At 46.6% G+C, this 14,108-nt stretch carries 15 protein-coding genes; 1 reads left to right on the forward strand and 14 read right to left on the reverse strand.

What is annotated here, in order from left to right; all coding sequences use genetic code 11:
* Window positions 1-4: 4 nt before the first annotated feature.
* The 5 genes from atpH to DXD11_RS10555 form a co-directional block, all read right to left on the reverse strand.
* Window positions 5-520: an ATP synthase F1 subunit delta gene (gene atpH / locus DXD11_RS10535; protein ID WP_055145112.1), complete on the reverse strand. Its 516-nt coding sequence runs from the start codon at window positions 518-520 to the stop codon at window positions 5-7.
* Window positions 501-1,007 carry a F0F1 ATP synthase subunit B gene (gene atpF / locus DXD11_RS10540; protein WP_022216974.1) on the reverse strand — a complete coding sequence of 169 codons (507 nt, stop codon included), beginning with the start codon at window positions 1,005-1,007 and terminating at the stop codon, window positions 501-503. The genes atpH and atpF overlap by 20 nt, the downstream gene beginning before the upstream one ends.
* Before the next feature lie 103 nt (window positions 1,008-1,110).
* On the reverse strand, window positions 1,111-1,335 hold the full coding sequence (atpE, locus tag DXD11_RS10545) for an ATP synthase F0 subunit C (RefSeq protein WP_004852001.1): 225 nt from the start codon (window positions 1,333-1,335) through the stop codon (window positions 1,111-1,113).
* Window positions 1,336-1,379: 44 nt separating this feature from the next.
* Window positions 1,380-2,057 (reverse strand): F0F1 ATP synthase subunit A, encoded by a 678-nt coding sequence (locus tag DXD11_RS10550; protein ID WP_071849465.1) that lies wholly within the window; start codon window positions 2,055-2,057, stop codon window positions 1,380-1,382.
* Between the two features lie 272 nt (window positions 2,058-2,329).
* Window positions 2,330-2,803 carry an HAD domain-containing protein gene (locus tag DXD11_RS10555; RefSeq protein WP_118016934.1) on the reverse strand — a complete coding sequence of 158 codons (474 nt, stop codon included), beginning with the start codon at window positions 2,801-2,803 and terminating at the stop codon, window positions 2,330-2,332.
* Between the two features lie 837 nt (window positions 2,804-3,640).
* Here DXD11_RS10555 and DXD11_RS10560 point away from each other — a divergent pair.
* Window positions 3,641-4,387: a helix-turn-helix domain-containing protein gene (locus DXD11_RS10560; protein ID WP_118016935.1), complete on the forward strand. Its 747-nt coding sequence runs from the start codon at window positions 3,641-3,643 to the stop codon at window positions 4,385-4,387.
* Between the two features lie 37 nt (window positions 4,388-4,424).
* On the opposite strand, the gene DXD11_RS10565 is transcribed toward DXD11_RS10560, so the two are convergent.
* From DXD11_RS10565 to DXD11_RS10605, 9 genes are all read right to left on the reverse strand, one after another.
* Window positions 4,425-5,315, reverse strand: a complete 891-nt coding sequence (locus DXD11_RS10565; protein WP_055145109.1) for a hypothetical protein — start codon at window positions 5,313-5,315, stop codon at window positions 4,425-4,427.
* Between the two features lie 116 nt (window positions 5,316-5,431).
* Window positions 5,432-6,196: a DeoR/GlpR family DNA-binding transcription regulator gene (locus DXD11_RS10570; RefSeq protein ID WP_117550200.1), complete on the reverse strand. Its 765-nt coding sequence runs from the start codon at window positions 6,194-6,196 to the stop codon at window positions 5,432-5,434.
* Window positions 6,197-6,287: 91 nt separating this feature from the next.
* Complete coding sequence (locus DXD11_RS10575) at window positions 6,288-7,523, reverse strand: M20 family metallopeptidase (RefSeq protein WP_158564582.1); 1,236 nt, start codon at window positions 7,521-7,523, stop codon at window positions 6,288-6,290.
* 51 nt (window positions 7,524-7,574) lie between these two features.
* Window positions 7,575-8,504 (reverse strand): choline kinase family protein, encoded by a 930-nt coding sequence (locus DXD11_RS10580; protein WP_158564583.1) that lies wholly within the window; start codon window positions 8,502-8,504, stop codon window positions 7,575-7,577.
* Between the two features lie 16 nt (window positions 8,505-8,520).
* Window positions 8,521-10,215 (reverse strand): ammonium transporter, encoded by a 1,695-nt coding sequence (locus DXD11_RS10585; RefSeq protein WP_118016938.1) that lies wholly within the window; start codon window positions 10,213-10,215, stop codon window positions 8,521-8,523.
* A gap of 22 nt (window positions 10,216-10,237) precedes the next feature.
* A complete protein-coding gene (locus DXD11_RS10590; protein WP_015534632.1) occupies window positions 10,238-11,221 on the reverse strand; it encodes an ABC transporter ATP-binding protein in 984 nt (327 codons plus the stop codon).
* A gap of 4 nt (window positions 11,222-11,225) precedes the next feature.
* On the reverse strand, window positions 11,226-12,251 hold the full coding sequence (locus DXD11_RS10595; protein ID WP_118016939.1) for an ABC transporter ATP-binding protein: 1,026 nt from the start codon (window positions 12,249-12,251) through the stop codon (window positions 11,226-11,228).
* A gap of 12 nt (window positions 12,252-12,263) precedes the next feature.
* Window positions 12,264-13,121: an ABC transporter permease gene (locus DXD11_RS10600; RefSeq protein WP_117550193.1), complete on the reverse strand. Its 858-nt coding sequence runs from the start codon at window positions 13,119-13,121 to the stop codon at window positions 12,264-12,266.
* A gap of 2 nt (window positions 13,122-13,123) precedes the next feature.
* On the reverse strand, window positions 13,124-14,053 hold the full coding sequence (locus tag DXD11_RS10605) for an ABC transporter permease (RefSeq protein ID WP_055145097.1): 930 nt from the start codon (window positions 14,051-14,053) through the stop codon (window positions 13,124-13,126).
* Window positions 14,054-14,108 lie beyond the last annotated feature (55 nt).

Consider the following 14,108-nt stretch of genomic DNA (forward strand, 5'->3'; position numbering starts at 1 on the left):
TTTATCACCTCATAACCAGTTTCTGTCTAAGGGATTTGTACCTGCCCAGAATGCTTCTGTCGTACTCGCGGTCTCCCGTTCTTATGACAAATCCACCTATCAATTCTTTTTTCTCCACCATAGAAAGCTGTACCGCCTTGCTTCCATACTCTTTCATAAGGAAGTTCTCGATACCTGCCTTCTGCTTATCAGTTGGCGGTGTGACATAATAGAGAGTTGCCGAAAGGATATCCTGCTGCTCTCTGGCATACTTCTCATACTCGTCAAATATGTCATGTATCATGTCAAATCCATCGTTGTCACACAGGGTCTTCATGAAATTTACCAGATCCTTATTGCCAAATCTGTCAAATACCCTGTCAACGACCTTGCGCTTGTCCGCGTGGCTGACCACCGGATCTGCCAGTGCATATACCAGCTCCGGACTACCATCCACAAGCGCCTTTATCTCCTCCACCATGTCCTGACTGATTCCAAGCTGATAGAGGACAATTCCGTAATTAATTGCCTTCTGTGTCACCTGAATCACCTACTTCATTCAAAAACTCGTCATACATGGCAGCTCCTGCTGATTCCGCATCACCTTCACCGCCCACGATCTTGCCGGCTGCTGCCATGGCAAGCTCTGCGATCTGTGACTGCATATCAGAAAGTGCCTTGTTCTGCTTGATCTCTATGGTCTTCTCCGCATCCTTTATCATCTTGACTGACTTTGCATCAGCCTGATCTATGATACGGCTGTACTCATTCTGGGCCTCCACACGGGATTTCTCACGGAGATCCCTGCACTCAGCATCAACCCCTGCAAGGGTATCCTCATACTGAGACTTGAGTTTCATTGCTTCAGCCTTCTGATTGTTGGCATCCGATATGGTGCCAGCGATCATATCTTCTCTCTTCTTGATGACATCGTTGAGCGGTCCTATCAAGAACTTCTTCAAAAGAAGAAACAGAACTATTAAGTTGATAATGGTGAATGCTATTGTAGAAAATTCTATATCAATCATATAGCCACTCCTATCTTTCTGTTTCTATTATCCGCATCTCTTCTGCAATTCCAGATTTCTATTAGATATTTCTATTAAAATATCCATCTGACCAAAAATCTGATTACTTAAGAAGAATGATTGCAAGAAGTCCGATTACGAAACCGTAGATAGCTGTTGCCTCTGCAAGGGCACAACCGATGATAAGAAGCTTTGTGATCTTTCCGTCTGCCTCCGGCTGTCTAGCTACAGCCTCAACTGCCTTTGATGTTGCAAGACCGATTCCAAGTCCTGCGCCAAGTCCTACTAATGCTGCTATACCTGCTCCAATTGCTAATAATCCGTTCATATCATTTTCTCCTTCTTATTTTCATTTTTAAAATCAGATAATCTTTACTCCATCGCTTCCTGCATGTAAAGAGTAGTCAGGAAAGTAAATACAAATGCCTGTAAAAATCCATCAAAGAAATCAAAGTACAGGCTGAGTGGGATAGGGACAATGAGTGGAACTACTGCCTCTATCAGCTTCATGATGACGAATGCTCCGAGAACATTACCAAAAAGTCGCATACACAGCGACAGCGGCTTGATGACAAGCTCAAGTACATTAAGCGGTGCAACTATTGCTACCGGCTCTGCAAAACTCTTGACCCAGCCTTTTGTCCCCTTTCCTCGTATTCCTGCCACCTGTACGAGTATGATACTCATGATGGCCAGTGAGGCTGTCACATTCAGATCCTTTGTCGGTGGTTTAAAGCCAAATACACCCATGATGTTGGCCATGCCGATGTACAGAATAACCGTTATCAGATACGGAACATACTTCATGCCCGCCTCTCCGATAACACCTTTGAACAGGTTGTTAAAAGTAGTTATTATGGTCTCCAGCACAAGCTGTTTCTTACCCGGATTCTCAACTTTGAGATTCCTTACAAGGATAATCGACAACAGCACAAGCACTGCCATAATGATCCATGTTACCACCACAGATTCTGTTACCGGTATTCCACCAAATATTGGTATTGTAAATACTGTTTTGCATTGGAGTTCATTGGATAACTCTTCTGCCAGATCCGTAAGACATCACTTCCTTTCACACTGTTTTCTATCAGGTGTTTGCGAAAATTCAAATATCCTAGTGTCTGAGCTGCTTTAGCATACCCATCAGGGAGCGCTCCCGCTTAACTCAGCCTGCTGCGGTACTAAGATGCCGCTAACGCGCCATCTAAGGACCGGCGGCTTCGTATATCCCTGAGTGGGTAAAGCTAAACAGCTCAGGCACATTCTCAATTACTTATTTCGCAACCACCTATATGTCAAAACACTATTTCTTCTCTCATTTATTATTTGTTTATTATAGAAATAGCATTCCTGGCATCTGCCTCAGACAGCCCCACAAGTACGTTCTCTGTGTTGATCCAGTGAGAATCGAGTTCATGAGCCTCCCAGTCCATATCCATATCATCCAGTATGACATATCCCTCTACGGAATTCGCAGTCACATAATCCTTGACTGCACAGGCTCTGGTATAATCTCCATACTTGCTTCTGAGCTCATCCCCTGAAGAAGTTGCCCCATATACTTCCATTCCAGCATCCGCAAGTCTGTCTATCAGTTCCCTTACGTGTGCCTTACTGATATCCTTATCAATCACCTGTTTTCTCCAGTCACTTGTCATGACCAGCTTCGCTCCTGTGGCATCCACAACCATCTTGAGGTTAGCCACATTCTTAGGATTGATAAACTCCCCATGCTTCTCACACAAGAATTTCTCCGAATTCAGTACGCCGTCTACATCAAAAAATACTACATTCATACGGTCATACTCCCCTATCTTTTTTTCTAAAAAGCTACTCTCGCTCCTTGCTTGCGTATTTTATCACCATTCAAAACAAATTTAAAGTCATTTATTTGCCCTTATAGTCAAATTTTAATCATTTTTTATTTTTGTATTATTTTTCGTAACAAAAACAGTTTTTTGTCACAGTTTTCCCAAGAAACCCGCATAAAATCTAACGTATCGCCAGTTTATACTTTTTTTATAATTTTAACATTTCGTTTATAATTAGCTTTTCTTCCAAATCATCAAAGTAAAATTCGCCACTCCCATCACCCTTCCGCCAGAAACAGGCTGGGTATTCTTCCGCGGCTGTATATCATCTGCTATATATGTGGTATCGGTAGCGAATACGACTGAGCTTCGGTGCTTCTTGCCGAGTTGGAAGCCGCATCGCCCTTATCGCGGCCGGAAACGAGTGCATATAGAAGCTAAGCTGAAGCGAAGGAAGTAGAGCGTGATACCACATATATAGCAGATGATATACCCGCCCCGCGGAAGAATACCCAGCCGTCCGTCCTTCGCCCCCACGAAAAAAGGCTATCTCGTGTTCGACGCCCTAACGCTCGACACGTGATAGCCTTGTTCCCTCTGCCGTAATCCGTCACCCCCATTGTGACAGACTATTGTAGAAAATGACCCCCTTGTCATCTCTCGATGTAACAGATAAATTCATTATATCATATTTAATTTCATATTAAAGAGCAGTTCATACACTTTTCTGCGCACACACAAATCGCAAAAGTGTATATTCTTACACTTTTCAACTGGACAAGCCTGTTTCTTCTATTATATAATGTTACTGAGGTGAATTACATGCAGCAACAATACGATATAGGGAAAAGACTCAGGGAAGTCATGGCTGAACGCGGGGTTACGATCAGTCAGTTAGCTGAGATGACAGATGTCTCTGAGGATACGATAAAAGCCATCAGGAGCGGCAAGACCAAGAGCCCGGGAATACAGCTTATGATATCCATCGCAGACGCACTTGGATGTACCATGGATGGATTTCTCCACAGGCGCAGCCTTACGGACGAGGAATTGTATCTCCTGCAAAAATACAGAACACTCAACATCCACGGCAAGCGGATGGTCATGCTAATGGCGGACTCTGAAGATCACATGCAGAAGAAGCTTCCTTCAGCGGATGCGTACTGCGCCAAAACGCGCAGGATTCCGTGTATTTCCTCAACTCACACGCTTGCTTCCAATTCAGACTACTCAACACACGCGACAGAATTTATAGAGATACCCGCCGATTATTTTCCAAACGCAGATTATTGTCTGAGGCTCACGACCAATATGCTCCATCCTATCTATATTAAGGATGATATTATAGCCGTGGAACAAAACTTTCCTCATTTCGGAGATATTGCGTTATTCCTGAACGAGAATGGAGTCGAGATGATCAGAAAATATACAGAAAAAGATGGCTCACCATACCTTGAAGCTGTCAGCAGATGTGATAGATCCCTGTATCTCACAAGTGATATCATTTGTCTGGGAACGATCCTCGGAATCGTCCGTCTGGAAGACACAAGAAAACCGCCTATTACATAAAGGCGGTTTTTCTTATATATAAATATTATGATGTCGATTACTCTGCTCCACCGGTGATAAGCCATGGTGACGGCTGGGTAACGAACATGTTGTCCTTGTTGGTTTTGGATACAGATATCTGAATAGCCTCCATATTCTTTATTCCGAGCTTGTCAAATATGAGCTTTGCCTGTGCAAGTATTCCTAGATCAAGTGTGTATATGACAAACTGCATATTCGGATTGATCTTGAGCAGTCTCTCCATATCTGACTCCAGATAATGATTTGCAACTATGAATGCCAGTCTCGGAACAGGTATGGCTGCCAGAGTCTCCTCGCTCATATCTGGGATTATCTGTACATTATGTACTCCGAACTTGTCAACATTCTCCTCCATGGATCTTCTCGAACCCTCGTCCGGCTCAACGGCTATAATGTTGCCCTCGCTTGCCACGATCGCAGCCTCAATGACTATACTCTCGGCCTGGAGTGCCAGGATGGTGTCATGCGTATCCACATCCAGCAGACTCATGATGACTGCTCTTATCTCCTTGCCGACATAGTGTACTGTTCCAGCCGAGAAGAAATCATTTGCAATTCCGTATCTGACGGATTCCCTTGTCTTCTCGTTCATGATGAATATAACTGTAGGCCCTGTTATCTTCCTGTTCAGCACCTTCTCCAGCTTGTCATGGTGAACCTCGCCGCCGGGCTCCACACCCTCTGCATACCACATGTCATACTCGCCAAAGCCCTTCTCCCAAAGCGTGTACAACAGATCCTCATGACTCTGATCTGCAAATATAAGAACTCTCTTGTGTGTGTCTATAGTCGGAACAACGTTCTTCTGCTTTCCGCATATATTCAGCATCTTTATCTTCTCAGGACTGACCTTCATCATGTCTGCAAAATAGCCAAGCCAACTGAGCATATCCTTGTTCTCGTACATAACCATAACCCTCCTTTAGTTGTCCGTCCAATCTTTTATATAGCATATTTATTATACTATTTTATCGATCTTCTGTACACCCAAAGAGAGGCAAACAGACACTTTTTTGACTGTCATCAACTTACCACGTTCAGCTTGTGATCTCTATACATATTGTATACAGACTCCGGAAGCTTATCGTCGGTTATGATGGTGAATTCCGGCTGGAGATCACTGAGCTTGAAATCTCCCTTTGTCTCGAATTTCGTGCTGTCCGCCAGCAGAAATACCTCGCTAGCATGGCCTATCAGCATGCACTGATTCTCATAGGTCTCCCTTATAAAATCATGTGCGCCATCCTCGACCGAAAGTGCCGAAGGTACTACAAATGCCTTTGAAAAATACAGTTTCTGCATCGCCTCATGTGTCAGGAAGCCATAAAACAACTTCTCCTTCGGGAGATATTCACCGCCCAGCAGGGTTATCCTGTAATTTTCACATTCCGATAATATGGAGAACACCTCCGAGGAATAGGTTATGACGGATAGTGAGTCAAAATTGCGCGCCTTCAGTGCCATGGCGAACAATGACGCCGTGCTGCCTGAATCTATCGCTATGGTGTCTCCATCCTTCACATACTCAAGCGCTTTCCTGGCTATCTGCTCCTTGAGTTCCATATTGGATGTGCCCCTGACATCCATATTCTCAAACCGGTATCTCTTCTTCACAGAAACCGCACCGCCGTGTACCCTCGTGAGCATGTTGTTATTTTCAAGATCCTCAAGATCACGTCTCACCGTCTCGGTCGACACGCCCAGCAGCTCAACCAGTCTGGCAACAGTAACCGAATGATTAAGATTTACCTGATCCAATATTATCTGTTTACGCTGATCTGCTAACATCTGTCCCCTCCCTTACTTCCTTATAAACTGAGCCCTATGTTTTCTGACCTGCAACATGATTGTATCAAAATAAGCGGTGCCGTGTAAACCTTTATTCCGACATATCCAGTCCATACAGCCTGCAGAGAACCGCAGTATATCCCTCTATACAGTCGAGGATCCTGTCGATCTCCACATGCTCCTGTGCCTGATGCGCCTGACTCATCATCGCACCCGAATATCCTATAGTCGGTATGTTGTATTTGCCGCATATAACGCTTCCGTCGGTTCCAAACTGCCAGTATATCTTCTCAACATCCTGACCAAGCTCCTTAAGCGTCCTGTATGTCAGCTCGACATACTCATTATCCTTGCCGGTCACCCACGCCGGATGCTGCTTTGCCGCCTCCGCCTCATAACCGGTGTAACACGTCCTCTTATTCATTCTCGGATGAACGACAGCTCTGAGCTCAGGATCCTTTTTCTTCTGCTCATCCAGGAATTTCTGAACCCTGCTCACCGTATCCTCTATGGTCATAGGTGGCACATATCTCTGATCCACTGTGATCTCACAATAGTCCGGCACACAGGAATACTTCTGTCCCGGTGTTACCACCACATCAGTGATGACCATGGACGTCTTACCCATCTCATGTACGAGCGGTTCCCTGCCAAAGTTATGCATGATCGCATCCATTATAGGGAGAGCTTTCTCAACAGCATTTATGCCCTCCTGCGGAGCGGACGAGTGCGCCACCTTACCGTACACCTCTATGACAAGCTCGATCTTGCCTCGCTGTCCGATGGCAAGATTGCCGTCTGACGGCTCCCCCAGATAGCACAGGTCAACATCAATGCCGTGCTCCGGAAGAGTGTGCTCCATAAGATAAATCGTTCCGATACTCTCCGCCGGCTCCTCATAGACGACTGCAGCAAATATAAGATTGCCCGATATCTTCGCCCCGGCATCCACCAGCTTTTTGATCTCCATAAATGCAAAGAATTCCGAAGTCAGGCCAGCAAGCATATCGCTTATGCCTCTGCCGTATAACTTTCCATCCTCCACCTTCGGCTCAAATGGCGAATACGGACTCCATGCATCTATGCTTCCCTCAGGCACAACATCCATATGTCCAGTCAGAAGCACGTTTGGACCGTCACCCTCTCCGCGGATGACTCCGACCACGTTGCCGCACTCATCGCGGAAATGCTCAATACCAAGCTCCTCCATGGCCTGCATAAACACCTCCGAGGTGGCTCTCTCCTCCCCGGAATATGCCTGTGCGCGTATATTCTTACTGACAAATTCTACCCATGAATCTTCCATATTCTTATAATAATCTTTCATGATATACATCTCCCTTTCCTGAACCGGTTTCATAATACGATCTGCTGATCATCAACTGATACGGGTACTCTTCTCCCTCGCAACGTCGAGCCAGTAATCCAGCCTTGAATCGAGCCAGAAATGCTGCAGTCTCGCCATCTTCTGTCCATACCAGTTCATGTAATCAAACTCCACGTTGGAGCTGGCCGCCTGATACAGTGCCCAATACGCCCACTTGATATCGCAGGCTATCTTGTTCAGCTTCATTCTGGCAAATGCTCTCTCATCAACCTTGCCTCCGCCGTATATCTTCATCATCTCCACGTCCATATCCTCGGTGAAATAGTTCACAGCAGATATCAGACCCAGATCCACATAAGGATCATTCATGGACGCATACTCATAATCTATGATCTTCAGATCATTTGTCTCCTCGTTGTACATCAGGTTGTTTGTCCAGAAATCATTGTGGCACGGACACAGCTCCTCACTGCCCGCCAGCGCCTTCTCAATAGCAGAGAGCAGATACTCCATCTTGTCATTAAACGGTGATATATAGCCGCCCTTCTTCGCCCTTGCGTTCATATCCCACGCCTGTTCAAATATGCTCTGCTTCAGGTTCAGCGGCTTTGTCTCGAGATGGTGGAAGTCCCTGATCCTCTCGAATATCGACTGGAATATATCTTTGTCATACACATCGCCAAATGTCACCTGGCGGTAGCCGTCAAGCCACTGGAATATCTCAACACCTGTATCCTCGAAATAATAATAGACTCTTGGGCCTGCCTTGCTCTCGTCCGCGATCACATTTGCCTCGTGGCATACTTCACGGTTTATGTAATCCGTGCCGGCTCCCGGTATCTTGAGGAAGAAATGCTCTCCCTCCACATCCACTTTGAAATTCGGATTCGTTATTCCTCCTGAAACGGACTTGTAACTGATCTCCTTGCCCTTCCAGTCATCGATCCTTGCGATCGCCTCATCAATTGTTGTCTTGCGCATAAAAAAGCCTCCTCTCCTACTTGCTCTCATCAATCAATGCTTCTCTTCCAACCTCTCCGGTTCTAACCTTCACAACATTTTTCACATCGTATACGAATATCTTGCCATCGCCATAGTTGCCGGAGTACAGCACCTTCTCCGCAGTTTCCACAACCCTGGACACAGGTACAGTGCTGACTATGACCTCGACCTTCACCTTAGGAAGCAGGTTCAGATCCGCATCCGAACTGCGGTAATATTTGTCATTATTTCCCTTCTGTATACCATATCCGGTCACATCCGTGATCGTAACTCCAGTTACATTTATGTCATTCATGGCGTGAAGCAGTGCGTCAAGCTTGTTCTTTCTCGCTATGATGACCACCTTGGATATGTTAAGATTCTCCGCATTTTCTGTGCTGTCAAATGCCTTGCCATCGATCTTAGGCACATTCATCATAGGCGCGCTTATTCCGTCTGAGGACAGCACCTCTGTGTAAGTATTTGAAAATCCGTGCTCACTGATATCCAGTCCATCCATCTCATCCTCAGCCGATACACGAAGGCCGATGGTCTTCTGAACGATCTTGAACAGTAGTGCCGAAGCTGCAAATACATACAGGAACACAACTATTCCGCCAAGGATCTGGATTCCGCACTGATAGCCACCACCGCCGAGCAGCAGGCCCTTTGTCTTTGTGGCGGTTCCGTCTGAGAACAATCCAACCGCTACAGTTCCCCACAGGCCACCGAATCCGTGTGCCGCGATGGCTCCCACAGGATCATCTATCTTTACCACGTTCTCTATGAAATGCATTCCCCCAACTACTATCGCTCCGGACACGATTCCGACCAACACCGCAAGTGGTGTACTTATAACGTCGGCTCCCGCAGTGATAGAAACCAGGCCTGCCAGAGCGCCGTTGAGTGTCATGGCGATATCCGGCTTCTTCTTCCACGCCCAGCTTATACACATCGCTGTGACTGCTCCAGCCGCAGCGGATAGATTGGTGTTACAGAACACCTTGCCAACTAGCGACACCGTATCTCCTGTCAGTGGCAGAACCGAGCTTCCGTTGAAGCCGAACCAGCCAAACCACAGGATAAATATTCCAAGCACTGACAGCGGCATGCTGTGTCCCGGTATCTTCTTCGACTTTCCGCTTCTTGAATACTTTCCGATACGCGGGCCGAGCATCCACGCTCCTGCAAATGCAGCGGCACCGCCCACCATATGTACAACTGTGGATCCGGCAAGATCATGGAATCCGAGCTGTGCCAGCCAGCCGTCTCCCCATATCCAGTGTCCCGATATAGGATAGATCACCAGACTTATCATCAGACTGTAGATACAATATGCTGCAAATTTAGTTCTCGCCGCCATGGCACCCGACACGATGGTCGCCGCCGTCGCAGCGAATACTGTCTGAAATATCAGGAATGCCCAGAATGGGATCCCGTCAGGAAGCATGCCGCCTCCATATACCGATTCCATTGCCACACCTTTGATCTTACCCAGTACAGCTCCGTCGCCGCCATACATAATTCCGAATCCTATCAACCAGAACGTCACCGAACCGATACAATAGTCAACCAGATTCTTCATGGCGATATTTCCTGCATTTTTTACCCTCGTCATGCCGGTCTCAAGCATCGCAAAGCCCGCCTGCATGAAGAAAATGAGTACCGTTCCTACCATAATCCATATCGTACTGACTGCACTATATTCCATCACGATTCCTCCTTAATCTCTGTTATATCTGTCCTGCCTTGTGACAGCGAACCGTATGTCCCGGTGATACCTCTGTCTCCTCCGGGCGCTCCTTCATACAACGTTCATCCGCATATATACAGCGTGTACAGAACGGACATCCCGGCATCGGCTTTGCCGGATCAGGTATATCACCTGGCTTAAGGTCTATGTCAAATCCCGCATCCTCAAGTCCCTTGCTTATACTCGGAGCCGCCTTGAGCAGAACCTTTGTATATGGGTGCTGCGCATTCTTGTATATCTCGCTGCTCGGTGCACTCTCGACTATCTCTCCGAAATACATGATCTTTATCTGATCCGCGATCTGTCTCACCACAGCCAGATCGTGGGCGATCAGCAGCATGGACAACTTATATTTGTCCTGCAGATCCATCAGCATATTTATGACCTGTGCCTGCAATGACACGTCCAGTGCCGATATAGGCTCATCGGCAAATATGATCTTCGGTGTGACGACCAGACACCGCGCTATGATTATCCTCTGTCTCTGTCCACCGGATAACTGATGCGGATATCTGTCAAGGAACATCGGTGCCATTCCAACCTGTGAAAGTGTGTCCAGAATGATCTTCTCCCTCTCCTCCTTGTCCTTCACTCCATTCAGGATCAATGGCTCCTCAAGTGATTCACGGATACTCATTCTCGGATGCAGCGATCCCAGAGTGTCCTGAAAGATCATCTGTATCTTTGCCTTCATATCGCTCTTTTCCTGGGGCGTCATATCATCCACGGATTTTCCTTCAAATACGATACTTCCGTCCGTCTTGTCCTCAATTCCCAACAGGACTCTCGTCAGCACCGTCTTGCCACAGCCCGACTCTCCGACGATCGCAAGTGTCTTGCCCTTTTCCAGCTCCAGCGAGACATGGTCGACTATGTTCTTCTGTCCGACAACCTTGTTGAACATTCCCTTTTTCACCGGATACTGCTTCAGCAGATTATCGCAAGATAATACTATATCCTTCATATGATCACCCCAATTCTGTATCTTCGTTAATGTCATAATCCAGTGGGAAATGGCAGGCACACATATGTCCCTCTCCAACCGGTTTCAGTGCCGGCACCTCTTTATGACATATATCTTTCGCATATTCACAACGGGAAGCAAATGGGCATCCCTCCGGGACATTTGACATATCCGGCGGGAATCCCGGAATGGATTTCAGTCTCTTCGTCTTACGAGCCTCGAGAAGCGGAACAGAACGGATAAGTCCAACCGTATAAGGATGCTTTGGATTTCTGAGCAGATTCTTCTTGGATGCCGACTCCACGCATCTTCCCGCATACATGACAAATATGTCGTCTGAGAACTGGGACACCACGCCAAAGTCGTGGGTGATTATCATGATGGAGATGCCGGTCTGCTTCTGCACCTCACTGAGGGCTTCGATGATCTCCGCCTGAATGGTGATTCCAAGACTTGTTGTAGGCTCGTCCGCTATGAGCAGATCCGGGTACAATATCATTGACATCGCTATGAATATCCTCTGTCTGAAACCCGCTGAGAACTCACACGGGTATTTCTTTATGACCTCCTCGCCGTTGGTTATTCCGACAAGCTTGAGAACTCTCATTATCTCCTGTTTTGCCTTTTCTGAACCCGATGGGGTATGTGCGTTATAGGCCTCGGCAAGCTGTGCTCCAATTGTCATGTAGGGATTGAACGATGTAGTAGGATCCTGGAATATCATGGAGATCTCATTTCCACGGATGCTCTTCATCTCCTTCTCCGGGAGCTTCAGTATATCCTGACCTTTGAACCTGATCTCGCCGCCTGCTATGTAACCCGGAGATTCCACGATCCTCAGTATCGATCTCGCCGTCACGCTCTTGCCGGAACCACTCTCTCCTATTATTCCAAGCACCTTGCCCTTCCGCAGTGAGAAGTTGACTCCCTCAACTGCTTTCACGACTTTGTGCGGACCGGTCTTGAAATAGGTCTTTAAATCCTTTACCTCAAGGATCACATCTGTATCTTTTTCTGTATTATTATCCATACTGTTATCCTCCTATTTGCGAAGCTTTGGATCGAAATGAACCTGAAGATTGTCACCGATAAAATTCAGTCCGAGAACCATGATGATAAGAACGATGCCGGGGATCATGATATACCATGCATCAGATGCAATATAGCCACGGGCATCGGACATTATGTTTCCAAGGGATATCTTTGGCGGATTTATACCGAGTGACATGTAGCTGAGCAAGCTCTCGTTGATGATCATTCCGGCGATATCAAGCGGTATGAGAGGAAGCATGGCAGGGATCAGATTCTTGCCGATATACTTCGTGGATATCCTCCATGAGCTCGCCCCCATGAGCTTTGCCGCTGCGATATAATCTGTGCTCTTCTGGGGTATTACATTTGACCGCACCGTTCTCGCATAGGCCGGCCACAGTGCCAGACTCAGCACTATGGTTACCGACACCTCATTCGGTGCGAACAGTGTGAGTGCGATCATGGCAAGTACGATAAATGGGAATCCCATCTGTACATCGGTGATTCTCATCAGCACTGAATCCAGAGGTCCCGGACTTGTGAGACCGGATATGATTCCGACTATCAGTCCTATGATGGCGGCCAGCAGAACGCTGCAGAAACCAATTATGACTGAGGTACGGATCCCATACAAAAGTCTCGAGAACAGATCACGTCCTATGGCATCAGTTCCCAGCCAGTGTGCCGGATCCTGAAACGGTTTCAATAATCTGATGGATGGGTTTGCCTTGCCCGGGTCCGACGGCGCGATGAGCGGCGCAAAGATTCCGGCAAGGAGATAGATTCCTACAATAATGATTCCAAGTGTAAATAATTTGTTTTTACCAATCCACTGAAGGACTGATCTAAATTTACTTTTTTTCTTCATAATTACAGTCCTCCCTGTGCTTTTCTCATTCGTGGATCAAGACGGATACTTCCAAGATCAATGGCAATATTCAAAACAATAAAGAATACGGAAAACAGAATGATAATTCCCTGAACCAGGTTGTAATCTCTTCGAAGGATCGCATTTAACACCGTGTATCCGATTCCCGGGAAGTTAAATACATACTCGACAACAACGATACTTCCTACCAGAAAGCCAAGCTGTGTTCCTAGGGATATCAGTACAGGGATAAGTGAATTCCTGAGTGCGTATTTGAAATATATCGCCACTGTCGATATTCCTCTCGCATATGCAACCTTGACAAATTCCTGATTGTAGCTGTCTATCAGTGAGGAACGCACCACCTTGGTAAGCACCGCCGTGAGCGGGAGTGCCAGTGCAACTGTCGGGAGCACGCAGGATGCAGGTCCTGAATAATCCATTGACGGCAGCAGTCCAAGTCTGACTGAGAAAATAATGATCAACACGGAGGATACCCAGTAGTTAGGCATTGACTGGAACAGTACCGCAATACTCGAGATGAGACGATCTTCCCATTTATTTCCATTTAGTCCTGCGATGGTTCCCAGGATCAGGGATAATATGATCGATATGACCACTGAAGATATCAGCAGTATCAATGATAAAGGTGTGGCCTGCTCCATAACATTCAGGACTGTATCGCTCTTGAAATAGGACTCTCCAAGATCTCCGTGGAACAGATTCACCATGTACATTTTAAACTGCTCTGGGATGGACTTTTCCAGTCCCATACTGTCTCTGATCGCCTGCTGCTGTTCTACTGTTGCTGTCGGAGCCATGACCTTCGCCGGATCTCCCGGTATCATTCGAAGTATTACAAAGCTGATAAATATAACGCAAAAGGTAACAAAAATGCCCTGTGCAAGTCTTTTTAAAACGGTTCCCAGCACTTTGATTTCCTCCCTTCTTAAAAAGGGCCACATGCTGTATCCTTACACATGCAGC

Origin of the sequence: Coprococcus sp. TF11-13 (assembly GCF_003481085.1) — a bacterium.
Taxonomy (GTDB): domain Bacteria; phylum Bacillota; class Clostridia; order Lachnospirales; family Lachnospiraceae; genus Coprococcus; species Coprococcus aceti.